Annotated in this window: 15 protein-coding genes; 13 read left to right on the forward strand and 2 right to left on the reverse strand. The window is 52.1% G+C overall.

Annotated elements, in window-relative coordinates; translation table 11 throughout:
• Positions 1 to 36 precede the first annotated feature (36 nt).
• Positions 37 to 1,128, forward strand: coding sequence for an iron-sulfur cluster carrier protein ApbC (gene apbC, locus R2K28_RS04270; RefSeq protein WP_316368144.1), 1,092 nt, complete (start codon positions 37 to 39; stop codon positions 1,126 to 1,128).
• Positions 1,129 to 1,140: 12 nt separating this feature from the next.
• On the opposite strand, the gene rnt is transcribed toward apbC, so the two are convergent.
• Positions 1,141 to 1,791, reverse strand: coding sequence for a ribonuclease T (rnt, locus tag R2K28_RS04275; protein WP_316368145.1), 651 nt, complete (start codon positions 1,789 to 1,791; stop codon positions 1,141 to 1,143).
• A 306-nt stretch (positions 1,792 to 2,097) separates the two neighbouring features.
• Between rnt and R2K28_RS04280 the strand changes: the two genes are divergently transcribed.
• Positions 2,098 to 2,847, forward strand: a complete 750-nt coding sequence (locus tag R2K28_RS04280; RefSeq protein ID WP_316368146.1) for an MlaA family lipoprotein — start codon at positions 2,098 to 2,100, stop codon at positions 2,845 to 2,847.
• Between the two features lie 6 nt (positions 2,848 to 2,853).
• On the opposite strand, the gene pyrC is transcribed toward R2K28_RS04280, so the two are convergent.
• Positions 2,854 to 3,885 carry a dihydroorotase gene (gene pyrC, locus R2K28_RS04285; RefSeq protein WP_316368147.1) on the reverse strand — a complete coding sequence of 344 codons (1,032 nt, stop codon included), beginning with the start codon at positions 3,883 to 3,885 and terminating at the stop codon, positions 2,854 to 2,856.
• 189 nt (positions 3,886 to 4,074) lie between these two features.
• On the opposite strand from pyrC, the gene R2K28_RS04290 reads away from it, so the two are divergent.
• The 11 genes from R2K28_RS04290 to R2K28_RS04340 all read left to right on the forward strand — a co-directional run bounded on the left by R2K28_RS04290 (position 4,075) and on the right by R2K28_RS04340 (position 21,390).
• Positions 4,075 to 4,419, forward strand: coding sequence for a sulfur globule family protein (locus R2K28_RS04290; RefSeq protein ID WP_116476261.1), 345 nt, complete (start codon positions 4,075 to 4,077; stop codon positions 4,417 to 4,419).
• 95 nt (positions 4,420 to 4,514) lie between these two features.
• Entirely contained in the window at positions 4,515 to 5,195 is a 681-nt protein-coding gene (locus R2K28_RS04295) for a sulfur globule family protein (RefSeq protein WP_316368148.1), read from the forward strand.
• A gap of 391 nt (positions 5,196 to 5,586) precedes the next feature.
• Entirely contained in the window at positions 5,587 to 8,241 is a 2,655-nt protein-coding gene (aceE, locus tag R2K28_RS04300) for a pyruvate dehydrogenase (acetyl-transferring), homodimeric type (RefSeq protein ID WP_316368149.1), read from the forward strand.
• Positions 8,242 to 8,346: 105 nt separating this feature from the next.
• Positions 8,347 to 9,693 carry a dihydrolipoyllysine-residue acetyltransferase gene (gene aceF, locus R2K28_RS04305; RefSeq protein ID WP_316368150.1) on the forward strand — a complete coding sequence of 449 codons (1,347 nt, stop codon included), beginning with the start codon at positions 8,347 to 8,349 and terminating at the stop codon, positions 9,691 to 9,693.
• Between the two features lie 305 nt (positions 9,694 to 9,998).
• Positions 9,999 to 10,946, forward strand: a complete 948-nt coding sequence (locus R2K28_RS04310; protein ID WP_316368151.1) for a cytochrome-c peroxidase — start codon at positions 9,999 to 10,001, stop codon at positions 10,944 to 10,946.
• Positions 10,943 to 14,176, forward strand: a complete 3,234-nt coding sequence (locus R2K28_RS04315; RefSeq protein WP_316368153.1) for an EAL domain-containing protein — start codon at positions 10,943 to 10,945, stop codon at positions 14,174 to 14,176. Before R2K28_RS04310 ends, R2K28_RS04315 begins: the two co-directional genes overlap by 4 nt.
• Before the next feature lie 139 nt (positions 14,177 to 14,315).
• Positions 14,316 to 16,043, forward strand: a complete 1,728-nt coding sequence (lpdA, locus tag R2K28_RS04320) for a dihydrolipoyl dehydrogenase (protein WP_316368154.1) — start codon at positions 14,316 to 14,318, stop codon at positions 16,041 to 16,043.
• Between the two features lie 281 nt (positions 16,044 to 16,324).
• Positions 16,325 to 17,002 (forward strand): alpha/beta fold hydrolase, encoded by a 678-nt coding sequence (locus tag R2K28_RS04325; protein ID WP_316369687.1) that lies wholly within the window; start codon positions 16,325 to 16,327, stop codon positions 17,000 to 17,002.
• A gap of 333 nt (positions 17,003 to 17,335) precedes the next feature.
• Entirely contained in the window at positions 17,336 to 18,295 is a 960-nt protein-coding gene (locus tag R2K28_RS04330) for a TAXI family TRAP transporter solute-binding subunit (protein ID WP_316368155.1), read from the forward strand.
• 54 nt (positions 18,296 to 18,349) lie between these two features.
• The gene (locus tag R2K28_RS04335) at positions 18,350 to 20,920 is read left to right on the forward strand and encodes a TRAP transporter fused permease subunit (RefSeq protein WP_316368156.1); all 2,571 of its coding nucleotides are present in this window, start codon (positions 18,350 to 18,352) and stop codon (positions 20,918 to 20,920) included.
• A 53-nt stretch (positions 20,921 to 20,973) separates the two neighbouring features.
• Positions 20,974 to 21,390, forward strand: coding sequence for a hypothetical protein (locus tag R2K28_RS04340; protein ID WP_316368157.1), 417 nt, complete (start codon positions 20,974 to 20,976; stop codon positions 21,388 to 21,390).
• The last annotated feature ends 405 nt before the right edge of the window (positions 21,391 to 21,795 follow it).

Consider the following 21,795-nt stretch of genomic DNA (forward strand, 5'->3'; position numbering starts at 1 on the left):
GGACCCCTAAACTGTCCGCAGCAGGAGTAACTGACGATGTCTGAACTGACACAAGATTCCGTAAACGAGGCCATAAAGGGATATGTGGAACCAAACCTTGAGAAGGATCTGGTAACCGCCAAGGCAATCAAGGGTATCGAGATTGAGGGTGGCAAGGTAGGCGTAACAGTGGAACTGGGCTTTCCTGCAAAGGGTTGTATAGATGTCATTTCTGCAGCCGTGCGGGAAAAGGTAGAGGCTCTACCCGGCGTGGAAAGCGTGGATGTCAAAATTAGTTCCAAGATTGCTGCCCACTCTGTACAGAAGGCGCTCAAGCCGATCGACAACATCAAGAACATTATCGCCGTTGCTTCCGGTAAAGGTGGGGTTGGTAAATCCACCACCGCAGTCAACCTCGCCCTCGCCCTGGCCGAGGAGGGGGCCAAGGTTGGTGTACTCGATGCCGATATATACGGTCCGTCACAGCCACGTATGCTGGGTATCAATGGCAAGCCGGACTCCAAGGACGGCAAAACCCTCGAGCCGATGCAAGGCTATGACATGCAAGCGATGTCGATCGGCTTTCTGATTGATGAAGAGACACCCATGATCTGGCGCGGTCCCATGGTCACCCAGGCCCTGGAGCAGCTGCTGAATGATACCAATTGGGACAATCTAGACTATCTGGTGGTGGATCTGCCCCCCGGTACCGGTGATACACAGCTGACTTTGGCGCAAAAGGTACCTGTATCGGGCGCTGTGATCGTCACAACCCCCCAGGACATAGCCTTGCTGGATGCGCGTAAGGGTCTCAAGATGTTTGAGAAGGTGGAGGTTCCGGTATTGGGTATCGTGGAGAACATGAGTACCCATATCTGCTCAAACTGCGGCCATGAAGAGCATATCTTCGGTCAGGGCGGTGGTTCATCCATGGCCGAGCAGTACAACGTGGACCTGCTGGGTGCGCTGCCCCTGGATATCCGTATCCGGGAAGAGACCGATGGCGGCAAACCGACCGTTGTTGCCGAGCCCGAATCCCGTATATCTCAGATCTACCGCGAAATTGCCCGCAAGACAGCGGCCAAGCTCTCTCTGCAGGCCAAGGATTATGCGGCCAAATTCCCGAATATCGTGATTCAGAACAACTAGCGACTATTGGCACTAGGTTGCTGATTCCTTTATCCAAGGTCTCTCTGGCGATAACGTCTGCCATTTATTGATAATGTTGCAGAACAATTTTGCGGTCTGCTCCGTATCATAGATGGCCGAGTGGGCCTCACTGCTGTCCCAGTCGAGACCGGCGGCCTTTGCTGCCTTGGCGAGCACGGTTTGGCCATAGGCCACTCCCGCCAGGGTGACGGTATCGAAGGTGCTGAATGGGTGGAAAGGGTTGCGTTTGATCCCGGTTCTCTCGACAGCGGCGTTGAGAAAACCGAGATCGAAAAATGCATTGTGACCGACCAGGATCGCCCTTTTACACCCACTTGCCTTGACGGCCTTGCGGATGGGGATAAAGAGTAGCCGCAACGCCTCCTTTTCCGCAATGGCGTCACGAAAGGGGTGCTCAGGATCGATGCCGTTGAATTCGAGTGCCTTGGGATCGATATTGGCCCCTTCAAACGGCAGCAGATGATAGGCGTGGGTCTCGGCGGGGTAGAGCAAGCCATGCTGATCCATGGCAATTGTCGTGGCGGCGATCTCCAATAGTGCATCCTTGGCTGAATCGAAACCACCGGTCTCAACGTCTACCACCACGGGCAGATAGCCGCGAAATCGCTGCGCCATGGCGCTGTTGTAGCTGATGTCATTCATCGGCCCTAGGATAGAGAAAGGTAGTGATTATTTCGAATCTTTTTCGTCCAATGCCTAGCATCTGCATTGTTCCGGCCTGGATTTCGTACCCAGGAATAGCACACTTTCCATACCATCCTGCTTGCTGGCGGTTGTGACTAGGGTAAGGCAGATTCTGCACTTTTCATTTCACCTACGGCCGATCAGGCTGATATGATGTCGAACCTGATTGCTGGGTATGTGTTAAAGAAGAATATGGTAATGGTGACTTCCAACCCTAGTTCACGTGGGGCGCGAATTGCCAGCCAAACAATGAGCTTGATAACTGTGAGTAAAAGGATTGTCATCGTCGGTCTACTGCTGCTGTTTTTAACAGGTTGCGCCAGCATACAAAACAGACACCCAACCGATCCACTTGAGTCGATCAATCGTGGGATCGATGAATTCAACCAGGAGGTTGACATATACGTGGCGAAACCCATAGCCAAGGGTTATCGTGTGGTTACACCCTCGGTTTTGGATCTGGGGATAACTAATTTTTTCAATAATCTCGCGGATGTTCCCTCCGCGGTGAATAATCTTCTGCAACTCAAACCCACCCATGCCTTGACCGATCTTGGACGGGTCTGTATCAACACCACACTGGGTATATTCGGCCTATTCGATGTGGCATCCGATATGGGGATCCCAAACTACAAGGAGGATTTGGGACAGACCTTGGGCTTTTGGGGGATGGGTGATACCCCTTATCTGGTTGTGCCTTTTCTCGGGCCCACCACACTTCGCGACCTGATAGGCTTGGCTGGCGACACCTGGCTGAACCCTATCAGTTACCCGAGTCAAGAGACATACTATGCCCTGACGACCTTGAGACTCATCGATGTGCGTGCCGATTTGCTTGAGGCAGGGGATGTTCTGGATGAGGCAGCAGTGGATAGATATGCCTTCCAAAGGGAGTTCTACCTGCAAAAAAGGGATTCACAGATAAAAGATGGTCCCGATCATATGGATGAGGACGATCTCTTCGACGACACCTTTTTCGATGATGAAGAGGAGCTCCTGGAAGAAAACGAATAGCGCCTATCAGCGGACCAGCTGCCAGCTGATTGTCTCACCACTACCCAAGGGGACTACCCGGTCTTGACCGAACTGGTAGCTCTCGGGTGCTACCCACTCCCTCTTCTCCAGGGTGATGGTCTCCCGGTTCCGGGGCAGGCCATAGAAATCCGGCCCGAACAAACTGGCGAATCCCTCCAGCCTCTCCAGTGCATCGACCTGTTCGAATAGCTCCGCATAGAGTTCAATTGCTGCATATGCGGTATAACACCCAGCGCATCCGCAGGCACACTCCTTGGCATGTTGAGGATGGGGAGCGCTATCGGTGCCGAGGAAGAAGTGGGATTCACCGCTGGTTGCCGCTTCGATCAATGCCCTTTGGTGGCTCTCCCGTTTCAGGATCGGCAAGCAGTAAAAGTGGGGGCGAATGCCACCGACCAGCATGGCGTTACGATTGTAGAGCAGGTGCTGCACCGTGATGGTCGCCCCAAGTCTGCCCTCATTGGCACGCACGAAATCAACCGCCTGCTTGGTGGTGATGTGCTCGAAAACCATTGGCAGGGCAGGAAAGTCCCGGGTCAAGGGTTGTAGATGGCGATCGATAAACACCTGCTCACGATCGAAGATATCCACATCCGGGTCGGTCACTTCGGCATGAATCAGTAGAGGGAGTCCCTCTTTCTGCATCGTTTCGAGGGCCGGATAGCAGCGGCGTATGTCTGTGACCCCCGCGTCTGAATGGGTTGTCGCACCCGCGGGGTAAAGCTTTATCCCTTTGATTATCCCACTATTTTTCGCGGCAATCACCTCGTCACTGCTGAGATGGTCAGTCATATAGAGTGTCATCAGGGGGGTAAAGTCACTGTTCTGCGGAAGTGCAGCGAGAATTCGCTCCCTATACGACATGGCCATGGCTGTCGTTGTAACCGGCGGTTTCAAATTGGGCATCACTATGGCACGGGCGAATCGTTCGGCGGTGTGGGCCACCACGGATGCCATGGCATCGTCATCCCGCAGATGCAGGTGCCAGTCGTCTGGTCTGATTAGGCTAATTTGCATGGAGTGCTATTTCGGTCCGGTTTTGGATTTCTGATTATATTAGAAAATGCCTATTTAATGTTTTTTTACAATTAAAAATCGCAATTTGTTAATTTAAGTAATTTCTAATATTCTATACCTCGAAGGCTACGCTATATCTGCTTTCTCAAAAAACATCATGATTACATTCTATCTCGAGGAGAGTGAATAATGAAAAAGATCGTTCAAGCTTCTGCAGCTGCTGCATTGATCATTGCTTCCGCTTCCGCTTCCGCATGGTGGGGCGGCCCAGGCTACGGTAACCGGGGTTGGGGCAACGACGGTTGGGGCGACGGCTGGGGTGATGGCTCCGGTGACTTCAGCTTTGGTATGAGCGGCAGTGCCCGTGGTTCCGGCTATGGTCGCGGCAACAACTACTATCGTGACTACTATGGTTATGGTCCCTATGGCTATGGCGCACCTTATGGTTATGGTGCCCCTTATGGCTATGGCTACCCACCAGTAGCTCCGGTTGCACCGGCAGCTCCTGCAACACAGGCTGCACCTGCTAAGTAAAGCGGTTAAATACTTTAGCACAAGGACTTCTCGGCACAGGGACGTGCAAGGGCAGACAGCGTGGTTTTACACTAAAAAATTCTGGGTACTAAAAAATGAAAAAGATTTCTATCATTGCCGCGGCAATCGCCATGGCAGCCTCATCGGCAACCGTTAACGCTTGGTGGGGCAACGATTGGAGTGACGATTTCTTTGGTGACGGTTTCGGTGCTGGTGATTTCGACTTCAATTTTAACATGAGTGCACGCGGTAACGGTTATGGCCGCGGCTACAACAACTATCGCAACTACTATGGCTATGCTCCCTACGGATATGCGCCATACGGTCATGCCCCTGTTGTTCCTACAATGACCGAAGAGCAGAAGGCTGCCATGGAAGAGCAGCAGAAGGCTTTTGCCGAACAACAGAAGGCATTTGCCGAGCAACAACAAAAGGCCTTCGAACAGGCGGTTGCTGCGCAACGTGAATATGCCGAAAAATATAGTGCTGATCCCCGTGCTGCTATGGAAGCTGAAATGAAGGCCTTCCAGGAGCAGATGCAGGCTCAGCGTGATCAGATGCAAACCCGTTATGACGGTATGGCTCCTGCCAGACCAGAGATGCCCGAAGCCATCGCTAAACGTATGGAAGAGTCTCAGGCTCGCCGTGACGAGATGGTCAAAGAGATGGAAGCGCGTCGCGCTGAGGCTATGAAAATGATGGAAGAGCGCCGCAAAGTTGCTATGGAGCGCAAACCCTTCGAAATGCCTGTGTTCGAGTCTCGCAAAGACATCTAAGAAGAATACCACTGCAGGCTACTAGTGAAGGCGCTACCGGTTAAACCGGTAGCGCCTTTTTTATATTGTTTGGAAGATGCTATCTGCCCAGGACACACCGGGTACTATCAGTCGCACTATTGCAGAATCGGGACCGCTGAGGTTTGGATCATGGTATGGCATGTTATTCTGGCACGCCCGACCAGGAAAGGTTAATTAACAGCAAAAACAGGGAATTAAGTCAGAAAAATAATCATCCAAAACGCTGAAAAGTAACCCGTCTTGCTGTATATTACGCCTATCAATTCAAACCATTGGCTAGCCAAATAGTTTCTCAGCCGTATGAGATAGATCCTGATCTCCAAGCTGGAGAACGGATTTTGTTTGCCAGAATAACCGTCAGAGAATAACGATGCCGACTAGACCCGATACCGATCCGCTAGAGACACAGGAGTGGCTGGATGCCTTGGAGGCCGTACTCGAGAACGAAGGTGTGGATCGCGCCCACTTTCTCATTGAGCGCTTGGTTGATAAGGCCCGCCGGTCCGGTGCTTACCTGCCGTTCAGTGCAAACACGGCCTATGTGAATACCATACCGGTGACCAAGCAGCAGCGTTTCCCCGGCGATCGGGCCATGGAGCGTCGGATCAGGTCTTTCATACGCTGGAACGCCATGGCCATGGTGGTCCAGGCAAACAGGATATCCACAGAGTTGGGCGGTCATATTTCCAGTTTTGCCTCCGGTGCCACCCTATTCGATGTGGGCTTCAACCACTTTTTCCACGCCCCCAGCAAGGAGCGGGACGGTGATCTGATCTTTTTTCAGGGACACTCCGCGCCTGGGGTATATGCCAGGGCATACCTGGAAGGCCGCCTGAGTGAAGAACAGCTCTACAGTTTTCGACAGGAGGTGGACGGTCAGGGCCTCTCGTCATATCCCCATCCCTGGTTGATGCCGGGATTTTGGCAGTTTCCGACAGTGTCGATGGGTCTGGGCCCATTGATGGCTATCTATCAGGCGCGATTCATGCGCTATCTGCATGATCGTGGTCTGTTGAATACGGATGAGCGTAAAGTCTGGGCATTCTGTGGAGATGGTGAAATGGATGAGCCGGAGGCGCTCGGTGCCATCTCCCTGGCTGGGCGCGAGCGTCTGGACAATCTGGTATTTGTCATTAACTGCAATCTGCAACGCCTGGATGGACCAGTGCGAGGCAATGGCAAGATCATTCAGGAGCTTGAGGCCGTATTTCGTGGTGCAGGCTGGAATGTGATCAAGGTGATCTGGGGTGGTTATTGGGATCCGCTTTTTGCGCGGGACAAGAACGGCATCCTGCTGAAGCGTATGGAGGAGTGTGTCGATGGCGATTACCAGGCATACAAGGCCAAGGGTGGCGCATATACACGCGAGCACTTCTTCGGTAGATATCCGGAACTCGATGAGATGGTCGCCAATATGACCGATGAGGATATCTGGCGTCTCAACAGAGGTGGACACGATCCGCATAAGGTCTATGCGGCCTATGCGGAGGCGGTGTCACACAAAGGACAACCTACAGTTATTCTGGCCAAGACAGTTAAGGGTTACGGTATGGGTGTGGCCGGTGAGGGTCAGAATATCACCCACTCCCAGAAAAAGATGGGAGAAGCGGCCCTCAAGGCGTTTCGTGATCGTTTCAACATCCCGATCTCGGATGATCAGATAAGCGCCGCGCCCTTTTATAAACCACCGGCAGATAGCCCTGAAATGCAATATATGCATGAGCATCGCCAGAACTTGGGTGGCTTTCTGCCGCAACGCCGGACCAAACTTGAGCCGCTGCAAGTGCCGACTCTGGAGGAATTCAAGGCCCTGTTGGAAGGCAGTGGGGAAAGGGAACAATCCACAACCATGGCATTTGTACGCCTGCTCAACATGCTGGTACGGAATAAAGTGGTTGGGAAGCAGATTGTTCCCATCGTGCCTGATGAAGCGCGTACCTTTGGCATGGAAGGCATGTTTCGCCAGTTGGGTATCTACTCCTCGGTGGGGCAATTGTATGAGCCGGTAGATGCCGACCAGGTGATGTTCTATCGGGAGGACAAGAAGGGGCAGATTCTGCAAGAGGGCATCAACGAAGCGGGTGCGATGTCTTCCTGGATAGCTGCCGCCACCTCCTACAGTAATCACGGGATCAGCATGATCCCATTCTATATCTACTATTCGATGTTCGGCTTTCAACGGGTTGGCGATCTGGCTTGGGCGGCAGGGGATATGCAGGCCCGGGGTTTCCTTATCGGTGGTACCGCCGGTCGCACCACCCTGGCGGGAGAGGGGTTGCAACATCAGGACGGACATAGCCATATCATTGCCGGGACGATACCGAACTGTGTCAGTTATGATCCGGCCTTTGCCTATGAATTGGCAGTGATTGTTCAGGATGGCATGCGGCGTATGTACCAAGAGCAGGATAATGTTTTTTACTACATTACCGTGATGAATGAAAACTATCTGCAACCCGCTATGCCTGAGGGAGTGGAGGAGGGCATAGTTCGCGGTTTCTATCTGCTGGATAGTGGTGGCAAACATAAGCAACGAGTGCAACTGCTGGGGAGTGGCACTATCCTGCGTGAAGTGATTGCCGCAGCGGAGTTACTTGAAAAAGAGTTCAAGGTCTCTGCGGATGTATGGAGCGTTACCAGTTTTAATGAATTGCGTCGTGACGGCTTGGATGTCGAGCGATGGAATACCCTGCATCCGGAAGAGAAACCAAAGTTAAGTTATGTCACTGAAAAACTAAGCGGTCAGAAGGGGCCTGTGGTGGCAGCTACAGATTATATTCGCAGTTATGCGGATCAGATCCGTCCCTTCATCAGCGCAAATTACAGTGTGTTAGGCACGGACGGATTTGGCCGGAGTGATATGCGCAGCCAGTTACGCAAGTTTTTTGAGGTAAACCGTTACTACATCGTGATCGCTGCCTTGAAGGCGCTTGCTGACCAGGGTGAGATCAAACCAGACAAAGTAAGTCAGGCGATCAAGAAGTACAAAATCGATCCAGACAAGCCCAACCCGGTTGAGGTTTAGCGGGGTAATTCTAAGAACCGGTACTATCAAGCCGGTTACTAGGTGTGTGCTAAGGCAATGGTCTGAACGAAATAGATGATGCCAAACCGGCAAAGAGGACAAGACGTGGGTAAAACGACAGATGTACTGATACCGGATATAGGTGATTTCGACTCGGTCGAGATCATTGAGATTCTGGTTTCAGAGGGTGACCGGGTCGCGGTAGAGGAGTCCCTGTTAACCCTTGAAAGCGATAAGGCTACGATGGAGATTCCCTCCCCCCATAGCGGCGAGGTTAAACAGCTGTTGCTCAAGGTTGGTGATCGGGTCAAGGAAGGAGACAAGATACTCGTCATTGAGGCTGAAGAGAGCGAGCAACAATCGGAGAGTGACGAAGCAACTACACCCACACCGGCGGCTGAAGAAGTAGAAACTGTGCAAGCACCGGCTCCGGCACCAAACAAAGAGCCAGCCTCAGCTTCTGAGCAGCCGGCGCGGCTTCCGGGTGAAAAAGAGGCCCGTGTGCCCCCCGTGCCTGTGGGATTCATCGAGAGCGGAGGACAGGCCACCCCACATGCCAGTCCGGCGGTACGTCGCTTTGCCCGAGAATTGGGTGTTGATCTTTCATCGGTCAAAGGTAGTGGTCCTAAAAACAGAATCCTGAAAGAGGATATTCAAAGGTTCGTCAAACGCTCCCTGCGGCAGGGTGACGAGGCAGCATTAACCCGGACACCCTTTGAGATGCCCCTGGGCCCGGATGTTGACTACAGCCGTTTTGGTGAGATTGAAACATCACCGCTGAATCGCATCAAGAAGATCAGTGGGGCTCATTTGCATCGCTGTTGGTTGAGCGTGCCGCATGTCACCCAGTTTGACGAGGCGGATATCACCGAGCTTGAGGCCTTCAGGCAGGGGCAAAAGGAGGCCGCGTCACAGCAGTCTGTACGCTTGACCTTGATGCCGTTTCTCATGAAAGCGGTAGCAGGGGCACTTAAGCAGATGCCGGTATTCAATGCCGCCCTGTCTGCGGATGGGGAGTCCTTGATATATAGGAAATATATTCATATCGGGGTGGCCGTGGATACGCCCAATGGGCTGGTGGTGCCGGTGATACGCGATGTGGATCAAAAGGGTGTCTTCCAGCTTGCCGGCGAGTTGATGGAAATCAGCGCCAAGGCACGGGATGGAAAATTGGCGCCGGCCGATTTGCAGGGCGGATGTTTCTCAATCTCCAGCCTTGGTGGAATTGGTGGTACTGCATTCACGCCTATTGTGAACGCCCCCGAAGTGGCGATCCTCGGCGTCTCCCGCAGCAGTATGCAGCCGGTCTGGGATGGGGAGGCCTTCCTGCCGCGCTTGATCTTGCCCCTCTCTCTATCCTACGACCACCGGGTGATCGATGGCGCAGATGGTGTCAGGTTCACCACCTATCTCTCTTCCATACTGGGTGATATTCGGCGCTTATTACTCTGATCGCCAGGGACCGATCTGATCCGGACAATGGATGGTCTCTTCGGCGGTCCTGTCTGAAATATTCACAATATTCAAAAAAAACCTACTAATTCATAGGGTTAGAATAAAAGATCCACTCGCCCATGGGGTAAAGGGTGAGTGGGCATCCTAAGTTTATGGTTTTATTAGGTATCATCTCTTAAAGTTAGGAATGGAAAGACCGCTAACCTGTTGTGGGGAGCATTGCGTCACCCCACTATGGATGATTTTTCTTCAGGGATGTCTAATGACGTCGCGCTCAGCGTCAAGTGTATATGAATATCCTGTTGAAACTACTACTGTTATTTGGGTTGATATCGTCCTTTACTCTAACTGCCGAGGTAAAGAACGAGCCGATAGGGCCATTGGCCTCCGATCCTGGCTTGGATGCAAGATTGGTATCCCTTGGGGATAAGTTGTTTCACGATACCCGACTCTCCCAGGATAACAGTATCAGCTGCGCCAGCTGTCATATCCTCTCCACGGGCGGGACTGATGATAAGAAAAATTCTGTTGGCGTTGGGGGAAGTGTTGGCAACATCAAGACTCCCACCGTCTTCAATTCCAGCTACAATTTTGTCCATTTCTGGGATGGTCGTGCTCAGACATTGGAGGAACAGGCACCCGGTCCTGTCCATAATCCTATCGAGATGAACTCCAACTGGGAGGAGGTCATTTCCAAACTGAGTAAAGACCCAGCCATCATGGAGGAGTTCGAAGAACTGTTTCATGATGGTATGACCGGGGAAAATATTGCTGCTGCCATAGCGGTCTTTGAGCGTTCTCTAGTCACTGTCAATTCACGTTTTGATCGGTGGCTCAAGGGGGAGGAAAGGGTGCTCACCGAGCAGGAGCTGCGCGGTTATCGTCTGTTTAAGAGTTATGGCTGTGTCAGTTGTCACCAGGGTGTGAATGTGGGTGGTAACATGTATGGCATAATGGGTGCGAAGGGAGACTATTTTAAGGATACGCAACGCGAAATCACAGACGCTGACCTGGGTCGTTATAATGTCACCAAGCTGAGTGAAGACAAGCACTACTTCAAAGTACCCAGTTTGCGCCTGGCAGCAATCAATCCACCCTATTTCCATGATGGATCCGAGCCAACCCTGGAGGGAGCGATACGGATCATGGGTCGTTACCAATTGGGTCGTGAGCTACCGGATGATGATATCGAGGATATTATATCCTTCCTCTACACCTTGGTTGGTGAGCATATCAGGTTGAAACCATGAATATGCTCAAGCAGCTGTACAACAGACGCAGCCTATTGCTGGTATCGCTTTGGATTGCGTTTGTTCTACTGCTGGTCGTCTATTGGGATAATGAAACCCAACATTACGCAGAACTCTCAAATGACCTGCTGCAGTTGAAGGAGACGGATGCGCGTCTTGATCGGGATGTCCTGAGAATCACCTCATTTCTGTTGAATCAATATGATCCACTGGTGCAGACCAACGATCGTCTTCGTCAGTTGCGTAAAAAGATTAACGTCAAAGTGGCGGAAGTGGATGACAACACTTTACTTGACCTTACAGAACAGTACTGGGGTGGTATGGATGAGAAACAGTCTGTTCTCGAAAAGATCAAATTTCAGGCAGCAGTGGTGCGCAACGGTATTCTCTATCTTCCTACTGCCGCACAAGAGCTTAAATCCGAGGACCCCAGGGTCTACCAGGATATTTTACAGCTGCTCAACTCCCTGTTGGCCTATGATCTCTTCTATTCCGATTCGCAGTTGGATGACTTCAATGCAACATTGAAGCAACTGAAGAGCTATGTGTTTTCTTCACCAGTAAGCAAACAGAAATTTGAACATGTACTCTTCCATATGGAATCCAACCTGGAAGACTTGACACGGCTTGGGGCTTTGAAGGCGCGCTATTTGGCTATCCCGACACAGGAGTATTTCGAACTTATACATTCAAGACATGAGCAAAGCCGGGTGGATGAAACCACCAATAAAAGACACTTGATCATGACGCTTTCAGCATTTGTAATCATCTTGCTGCTGAGTCTTTGGCAATTGATAAGGCGCCTGCAGACTGCGCACCATGAAGTCAATCGAGCATGGTTCCGGCTACGTGATGCGGTAGACAACCTTTCGGAAGCTTTTGCACTGTTTGACGCGGAGGGTCACCTGGTATTGTACAACCGACGTTTTACTGAGTTTTACTCCTGGCTGAAGGAGTGGATCAAAGAGGGCGTCAATATCGATGCATTGCAATCGGTTACGGGTAATCGGATCAAGACTTTGAGCCTCGAGGGTGAGCCGATTATTGAATCGATGCCCATGGGACAGTACCTGGAACAGATCGACAATGGTGCTTGGTATCTTGCAAGTAATAGTTATACCAATGAAGGCGGCATTGTTTGTGTCAGGAGCGATATCACAGAGACAAAGCAGGCTGAAGTCGATTTAAGAAAGCTCGGCAGGGTGCTGGAGCAGAGTCCCGCGTCGGTGATGATAACGAATACCAGGGGTGTTATCGAGTATGTAAATCCGCGTTTCGAAAAGGTGTCCGGTTACAGTGCGGAAGAGGTGGTAGGCAAGAATCCACGCATACTCAAAAGTGGTGATAAGACCAAGGAAGAGTACAGAGCAATGTGGGATGCCTTACTGGCCGGCAGGGAGTGGCGCGGTATATTTCACAATAAGCGCAAGGATGGCTCAATCTACTGGGAGTCGGCATCAATATCGCCACTGCGAGACGACAGGGGGCAGATTACCCACTTTATCGCGGTAAAGGAGGATGTCACGGCACAAAAACGTGCTGAAGATCAATTGCGCATGAATGCAACGGTGTTCGATACGACCCAGGAAGGAATCATGGTCACCGATGCCGACAATATGATCAAGACCGTCAACCCCTCGTTTTCACGTATTACTGGCTACTCTCCCGAGGAGGTCATCGGTCAGCCGCCAAGCATGCTCAGTTCCGGCAGGCATGATGAAAGCTTCTATGAAGAGCTCTGGGATTCGATCTTGCATAAACGCTACTGGTCAGGTGAGATCTGGAACCGGCGCAAGGACGGCAGTGTATTTCCGGAATGGCTGTCGATAGCGGCAATCCCTGATGAAGAGGGTATAGCGAAAGAGTATGTGGCGGTCTTTTCGGATATCTCCAAACATAAAGAGAATGAGGAGCAGATCCTTTATCAGGCAAACTACGATGCCTTGACCGGGTTGCCCAATCGTTCTTTGTTCTCCGATCGCCTGAAGCAGGCTATCGGATCAGCACACAGAGAACAGTGGAAGCTGGCCATTCTGTTTGTCGATTTAGATCAATTCAAAATGGTCAACGATACATTCGGCCATGTCATGGGGGATGAATTGCTGCAGCTCGCCGCTGAGCGTATCAGTGACTGTGTCAGGGAATCGGATACCATTGCCCGGTTTGGTGGTGATGAGTTCGTGATATTACTGCAGGACGTGAGTGATATGGACGCAGTGGCCAACATCGCCACAAAAGTAATCGATAGAATTACCAAGGTATTCACTCTTTATGAGCGTGAAATATTCATTGGTGCGAGTGTTGGTATAACCATATTTCCTGATGATGCAATGAATGCGGATTCACTCTTGAGAAATGCGGATATGGCAATGTATCAGGCCAAGGATCGTGGCAGAAACAACTATCAGTTTTTTACCGCCTCGATGCAGCAGCGGACTTTGGAGCGACAGCAACTGGAACTTGATTTAAGACTTGCAGTTCAACGCTCTGAGTTGGAGATCTATTATCAGCCTGTTGTGGATGCCGAGTTTGGCAGGGTGATAAGCGTTGAAGCGCTGTTACGTTGGAATCACCCCCATAGAGGTATCATCGGCCCCGATGTTTTTATACCGCTGGCTGAAGATAGCGGATTGATCGCTCCGATCGGTGATTGGGTGATAAGGGGCGCCTGTAACCAGTTAGGCAAGTGGCATAAGTCGGGGCATAGCGACCTTAGACTGGCGGTCAATCTTTCCAGCCGCCAGCGTGAGCTAGGCTTGGAGATAGACTTTCTGGAACAGGTCTTGCGTGACACGAATCTTGATCCGGACGTGCTGACCTTGGAAATTACCGAAAGCTTGCTGTTGAGAGATACGGAAGAAGCGATTACCTGGCTTACAGGCTTCAAAACACTAGGTGTCAATCTCGCGGTAGACGACTTTGGAACCGGTTATTCTTCACTCAGTTATCTGAAGCGGTTCCCTGTTGATCTCCTCAAGATCGATCGCTCTTTTGTCAGTGACCTACCCGATGATGCCGAAGACGCCTCGCTGGTGAAGACGATTGTCGCCATGGCGAGCAGTTTGAATCTGGGATTGATTGCAGAGGGTGTCGAGACCGAAGCGCAGGCCGGGTTTCTTGTGCAGAATGGATGTACAAATCTGCAAGGCTACTACTATGCAAAACCGATGACCGCCAGTAACATGACGGCTTGGTTGCAACGGGACATTCAAGGCACCGGCACTTCCTGACCCGATTGGATCGAGATTCCAACTAAAATCACCCTTTATCCTCCTTTCGCCGCTGAATTCCGATTGTTCGGCTACGATCCGTCATGCAGAAGTGCTATAAATGGGGAGAATAGTTACAACAATAGACCGAGGAGCGTCCATGAGCGGCATCGTAGAGATTACCCTACCCGATATCGGTGATTTTGAGCAGGTGGATATCATTGAGATATTGGTTGCGGTAGGAGATAGGATCGAAGCGGAAGATTCTATCCTCACCCTGGAGAGTGATAAGGCCACCATGGATATACCTTCTCCTTATGCAGGTGTGGTGAAGGATCTGCATGTCAAGGTCGGCGACAAAATCTCCATGGGTGGGAAGATACTCAAGCTTGAATTGTCTCAAGGCAGCGCATTGGATGATAAACCGTCACCGACCAAGGCACCTGTATCCGAGGCGGTTAGGGGCAGTGCCGACAAGCAGGTGGACGTGGTCGTGCTGGGTGCCGGGCCGGGTGGTTATACGGCGGCCTTCAGGGCAGCTGATCTGGGTAAAAAAGTGGTTCTGATTGAACGTTACGATGATTTGGGTGGGGTATGCCTGAATGTGGGTTGCATACCCTCCAAGGCATTGCTGCATGCGGCTGATGTGATCAATGAGGCGGCAGAGATGACCAGCATGGGGATCAGCTTCGGTAAGCCGAAGATTGACCTGGATAAGCTACGCGCTGGCAAGGATAAGGTGGTGAAACGTCTGACCGGTGGTCTGAAGCAACTGGCCAAGCAACGCAAGGTGGAATTGGTGCATGGGGTTGCCCGCTTTGAATCGCCAAACAGGATCGCAGTCAAGACATCCAGCGGCTCTGTCTCAATCGGATTCAACGACGCCATTATTGCCTGTGGCTCCAGACCGGTGCAGATACCTGGATTTCCCAATGATGATCCGCGTCTGGTCGATTCTACCGGTGCCCTGGCCCTTGCGGATGTCCCAAAGCGCATGTTGGTCGTTGGTGGAGGCATCATCGGACTCGAAATGGCCACAGTCTACAGTACCCTAGGCAGTGAGATCGATGTGGTGGAACTGCAGGATGGTTTGATTCCGGGTTGTGATACAGACCTGGTGAGACCCCTGCAGAAGCGCATTGCAAAACGCTACAGACAGATCATGCTGGGTACCAAGGTTACCGATATCCAGGCCCTGAAAAGCGGCTTGAAGGTGACCTTCGAGGGTAAGCAGGCGCCAGAGAAACCGCAGACCTACGATCGTGTGCTGGTGGCTGTCGGTCGTACCCCCAACGGCAAGAAGATCAATGCGGAAGCGGCAGGTGTGGCGGTAGATGATGCAGGTTTTATCCCTGTCGATGAGCATATGCGTACCAATGTCCCGAATATCTACGCCATTGGTGATGTGGTTGGACAGCCCATGCTCGCTCACAAGGCGACCCATGAGGCCAAGGTTGCCGCAGAGGTCATCGCTGGCCTGCCGGCCAGCTTCGATCCCATGACCGTGCCGTCGGTGGCCTATACCGACCCGGAGGTTGCCTGGATGGGGCTGACGGAAACCGATGCCAAGGCCCAGGGTGTAGCCTATGAGAAGGGTGCTTTCCCTTGGGCGGCCAGTGGTCGTGCCCTGGGTATCGGTCGCGACGAGGGTTTGACTAAACTGCTTTTCGATCCGAGCACGAAACGGATTCTTGGTGCAGGTATCGTCGGTCCGAACGCCGGTGAGCTGATCGGTGAAACCGTACTTGCCTTGGAGATGGGGGCCGATGCTGAGGATATCGGATTGACCATACATCCTCATCCAACCTTGAATGAGACCATCTGTTTTGCCGCGGAGATGGCAGAAGGCTCGATTACCGATCTGCTGCCGCCGAAGAAACGAAAATAGACTTGGGCATTGGACAAGTTAGCGCAAGCCGCTCACTTATCAGATGGATTCAGCGGCCGTCAGCTTATCGATAGATTTCCAGAGCAAGGTGAGGATTCCCAGCTGATTATCCGGGGGATCCTCTGCATGGTCGAGCAGGAGTTGCTGTTTCGCCCCCATCCGGAATCCCTTGACCTGTTATGAAAGAGCATGCGGTCACATTACATTGTCGTGAGTTCGGCAATCCGGATCAGCCAACGCTCTGTCTCTTACACGGCCTCTTCGGATCGGCTAATAACTGGATGGGGGTTGTGAAACATCTAGAGGATGATTTCCATATCATCGCTCCCGACCTGCGCAATCATGGCAGGTCTCCCCACCATGAATGTATGAACTATGGGGTTATGGCCGGGGATCTGTTGCAACTGATCGATGATTTGGCTGTCGGTGAGGTAAGCCTGCTGGGACATAGTATGGGAGGCAAGGTTGCTATGTGGTTGGCCTTGCAGCAACCTGAGCGGATTAAAAAGCTGGTGGTTGCAGATATTGCACCGGTGGCCTATGCACACAGTTTCGATAGTATCTTTCAGGGATTAAGCGGAGTGCCGCTGGATGAGATTCAGCACCGGGATGCAGCAGATCAGCGGCTGGCCGAGTGGGTGGTAGATAGGGGTGTGCGACAATATCTGCTGCAGAATCTTGTCAAACAACCTGAGGGTTGGTCGTGGCGATTCAATCTTGAGGTGTTGCGTAAGTCGATTCCGGATTTAATCGGATTTCCCCAGCCAGACAGGCTTATCTACGCTGGTGAGGTACTCTTCATTCATGCTGAGAGATCGGATTACGTCATTGATGCCTATCGAGAGAGGATAGGCCAGCTCTTTCCCCATTATCGAAAACGCATGCTGCATGGTGCCGGACATTGGTTATACGCAGAGCAACCACTGCTTTTTGCTCAGGCTGTAAAAGGCTTCCTTTAGATAGGGCCTGTTAACACTAATCCAATGCACTCTGTTGTGCCTGAAAAAGCGCCAATCAAGGCGCGAGGAGAGAAGTTTGGTGACTCCAAATGAACGACGAGCAACGCTGAGTGGCGCTTTTTCAGGCGCACCCCAAGGGCACTTCCTTCGGGGCGCAATCCGAAGGGCTGGGGCTGTTTTTACGCCCAGCGGCGTTATCATTCGCTCATGTAGCCGGGCTACACTACGCTCATTCTGCCTTGCTGGGCGCAAAAACAGTCCCAGCAGAGTGCATTGGATTAGTGTTAACAGGCCCTAGATGCAGTATCGTTGCCACAATTAGCAGGAGGATCTATGAGCAAACTTATCACCCTATGGCTGTTGTTGTTGCCAATGCTCGGTTTCGCGGCCGAGCAACGCTTTACCAGTATCGGCACCGGAGGATTGACAGGTGTCTACTATCCAACCGGAGGGGCCATTTGCCGGCTACTGAATAAAGGTCGGGATAGCCATGGTATTCGTTGTTCCGTGGAGTCCACTGGTGGCTCGATCTTTAATCTCAATACCATTGCCAGCGGTGAACTCGATTTCGGTGTGGCTCAGTCAGACTGGCAATACCATTCCTACAATGGCACTTCGAAATTCAGCCAGCAGGGCCCATTCAAGTCCCTGCGCGCAGTTTTTTCCATTCACAGCGAACCGTTTACCGTGATGGCGCGTGACGATAGTCATATCAAGGTGTTCACCGATCTGAAGGGCAAGCGGGTCAATATCGGTAATCCGGGTTCTGGGCAACGCGGCACCATGGAAGTGCTGATGAACGAATATAACTGGAGCAAGGATGTGTTTAAATTAGCCTCAGAGCTGAAGGCCACTGAGCAGGCCAGGGCACTGTGCGATAATAAAATCGATGCCATGATCTACACGGTGGGCCATCCGAATGCGTCAATCAAAGAGGCAGCTACCGCCTGTGATGCGAATTTGGTGCCGGTAAGCGGTGATGTGGTGAATGCACTGATCGCCGCCAACCCATACTATGCTCACGCGAGCATTCCTGCAGCCATGTACCGAGGTACTGAGAGTGCGACCTCTACCTTCGGGGTCAAGGCAACCTTGGTGACATCCGCGACGGTGGACGAGGAGGTTGTCTACCAGTTGGTCAAGGCCGTGTTTGAGAATCTACCGGTTTTCAGGAAACTGCATCCCGCTTTTTCCCATCTCCAGGCCGAGGAGATGCTGCAGGGAAACTCCGCTCCCTTCCATGCCGGTGCGCTGCGTTACTATAAAGAGAAGGGCTTACTAAGCGGAGATTAAGGACGCCCATTATTCTATTACCCACCCGACCAGGGGTTGTGTGTCTGAACCGCGATGAACCAAGCGCAAAACAATAAACTGCAGCTTGAACTGGTCGAGGCGGCCGAGTTTGGCGGTAGGCGGCCGAAAGGCTTTGCACGCAAGGTGCTGTTGGGGACAGCCCTGGCATGGGCCCTGTTTCAGCTGTGGGTCGCTTCGCCGGTGCCGTTCAGTTTGGGTATCGGGGTCTTTAATGACACCGAGGTCCGGTCCATCCATCTCGCGTTCGCAATTTTTCTGGCCTATCTCTCTTTTCCCCGCCGCAAGGTGATTGCTCACGACATACCTTATATCGACTGGTTGCTCGCTTTCGCCGCTGCCATCTGTGCCATCTACCTGTTCCTCTTCTATGAGGCATTGGCAGACCGCTCAGGCGCGCCCACATCCTGGGATGTCATTGTCGCCATATTGGGTTTACTGCTGTTATTGGAGGCCACACGGCGCGCCCTGGGTTGGCCATTGATGGTGATCGGGGTCTGTTTCCTTGGCTATACGTTCGCCGGACCCTGGTTGCCCGATCTGCTTGCCCACAAGGGCGCCTCGCTAGCCCGGGTCGCATCCCATCAATGGTTGTCGACGGAGGGTGTTTTCGGTGTCGCTGTGGGCGTCTCCGCCGGTTTCGTATTTCTGTTCGTGCTCTTTGGCAGCCTGCTGGAACAGGCGGGAGGTGGTCACTATTTCATCCGTGTCGCCTATGCCCTGGTCGGGCATCGACGTGGAGGCCCGGCGAAGGCTGCAGTATTGGCATCGGGACTGACCGGTATGGTATCGGGATCCTCCATCGCCAACGTGGTCACCACCGGTACCTTTACCATTCCGCTGATGAAGCGGGTGGGATTCAGTGCAGAGAAATCCGGCGCCATCGAGGTGGCAGCCTCGACCAATGGTCAGATAATGCCGCCGGTGATGGGGGCGGCCGCTTTCCTGATGGTGGAGTACCTGAATATCTCCTATCTCGAGGTGATAAAACATGCCTTTCTGCCAGCGGTATTGAGTTATATCGGTCTTATGTACCTGGTACACCTGGAGGCGATCAAGGCCGGGATGCAGGCAGAGAAGCGCATCAGAGCCGTAACTGTCAAGCAGCGACTGCTGGGTTGGGGGTTGACCCTGTCGGGGGTGAGCTGTTTCCTGTTTCTGGCCTATTGGCTGCTTACTACGCTGAGCAGCCTGTTTGGCAGTTACAGTTTCTATGCCAATGCTGGATTGATTCTGCTCTTTTATGGCTTGCTGATCTATTGCGAGGTGCGTTGTGGATTGCGCGCACGTGAGCAGCAATCAGCTAAAACCATGACTGTCACTACAGCACTGTTGGGAGGACTTCACTTTCTGCTTCCAATCCTGGTGCTTGTCTGGTGTCTGATAATGTTGCGCCTCTCACCAGCCACCGCTGTGTTCTACTCCATCTGCTTGATGATAGTGATTCAACTGACCCAGGAAGGGCTGCGTGCCCTGTACCAGGGTAACTCTGCAATCCACGGTTTTCGCCAGGGCTTTGATGCATTGATTGTTGGACTGGAGAACGGTGCGCGAAACATGATCGGCATCGGTGTGGCGACCGCGACTGCGGGGATCGTGGTTGGTACAGTCAGTCTGACGGGTATAGGGCAGGTGATGGGGGAATTGGTCGAGACCCTCTCTCTCGGTTCGGTGTTCCTGATGCTGCTGTTAACCGCCTTGATCTGCATGATTCTTGGGATGGGTCTGCCCACAACCGCTAATTATATCGTTGTCTCCACACTGATGGCGCCGGTGATCGTGCAGCTCTCGGCCGCCCACGGCTTGGATATACCACTGGTGGCCGTGCACATGTTTGTTTTCTATTTTGGTATCCTGGCCGATGATACGCCACCCGTGGGATTGGCTGCCTATGCGGCGGCCGGTATCTCGAACGGTGATCCGATCAGAACAGGCCTCCAATCCTTCTATTACGATATCCGCACGGCAATACTGCCATTCATGTTCATATTCAATACCAATCTGCTGCTGATTGGGATCGATGGCCCGTTCGAGCTTCTGATGGTTGTAATTCAAGGTGTCACGGCAATGTTGCTGTTTGTTTCAGCAACCCAGGGTTGGTTGCTGGTGCGTAATCGCCTGTGGGAGACACTGGTGCTGTTGTTGCTCGTTTTTTCCCTCTTCCGCCCCGACTTTTTGCAGGGATATCTCTTCCCCGCCAAGCTGTGGCAGCCTGTGCAGGATGTGGAATCATATATCGATTCCCTACCGACGGAGGCTAAGGTGCGGCTACAGCTTGAGGTGGAAGATATAGAGGGCCTGATGTCGACCCGGGAGATCCTTTTTGCAAAACCTGCATCATCGGCAGGTGGTTACCTGGAGAGCTTGGGCTTTATTACCGAGCCAGATGGCGATACCCTTCGTGTTATCGATATTGGCTTCCTCAGCGCGGCCGAGCAGGCCGGTCTCATGGCTGGATTCGATCATCGGATTACCGGTTACTACAGTCAGGGGGATCAGCCCCATAGGGGTTGGTTCCTGATACCGCCGCTGCTGTTGCTTGGAGGTATACTGTGGCTCCAGTATCATCGCGGCAAGCTGCAGGAGCAGACAACCTCGGGAGTATAATTATGCGTGTTTTAGCGGCACTCTGTATGCTGTACCTCTTCACCAGTCTATGTATGGCAAACGGACCTGCCGAAACCCCCTCTCCGATAAAAGTCTACAAGTCGGAAGAACCCTTCGAGGATGTCCTGGAGAACATCAAGATGGCGATAATCGAAAGAGGGTTGTTGGTCAGCGGTACCCTGCATGTGAGTGATATGTTGAATCGCACCGCGCCGGATCTGGGTTACAGCGAGGTATTTACCAAGGCTGAATCGGTTGAGTTTTGCAGTGCATTGCTATCCCACAAGATGGCCCAGGCATCCCCTGAGAATATTGCCATATGTCCGTTCACCATTGCAGTCTATGTAAAGCATGCAGATCCGGAGCAGGTTTATGTTGCCTATCGTTCTCCACATCTCGCCGGCAATGCAAAACAGGCAACAGATGAGATAATCACCCTGCTGGAGGGCGTTATTGAGGATTCCATTTGAGTTTTTGACGCTCGATGTGTTGTAACTTATTGCATAAGTGGGGGGATCTGGCGGACACTATGCATTAAAGGAAATTTACCCTCGATCTATCCAGTCTGCTGCTGGGATAAATGTTCAGCCTTTTCTATAGCGACTCTAGGGTTGAGGGGATGCAAGGGGATGACAAAAGGATATTGGGTAACCATCATCGGCGACATCTCAGTCGAAAACCGACTAAAAAACTGCAGATTTATTGATCATAGTCAACTCGATATGCGTAGTAAATTGCAGCATAACTGACATCGTATTTGGGATTTGCTTTAATAATCATTAACTTGTGTGGCATGGATGAGGCCTGGTTATGCTCTGGCTGATCCTGCCCCGATTTAAGAACAGGCACATGTTGCCGTTTATATGGAGAATGGG

This window comes from Candidatus Thiodiazotropha sp. CDECU1, from assembly GCF_963455295.1.
Taxonomy (GTDB): Bacteria; Pseudomonadota; Gammaproteobacteria; order Chromatiales; family Chromatiaceae; genus Thiodiazotropha.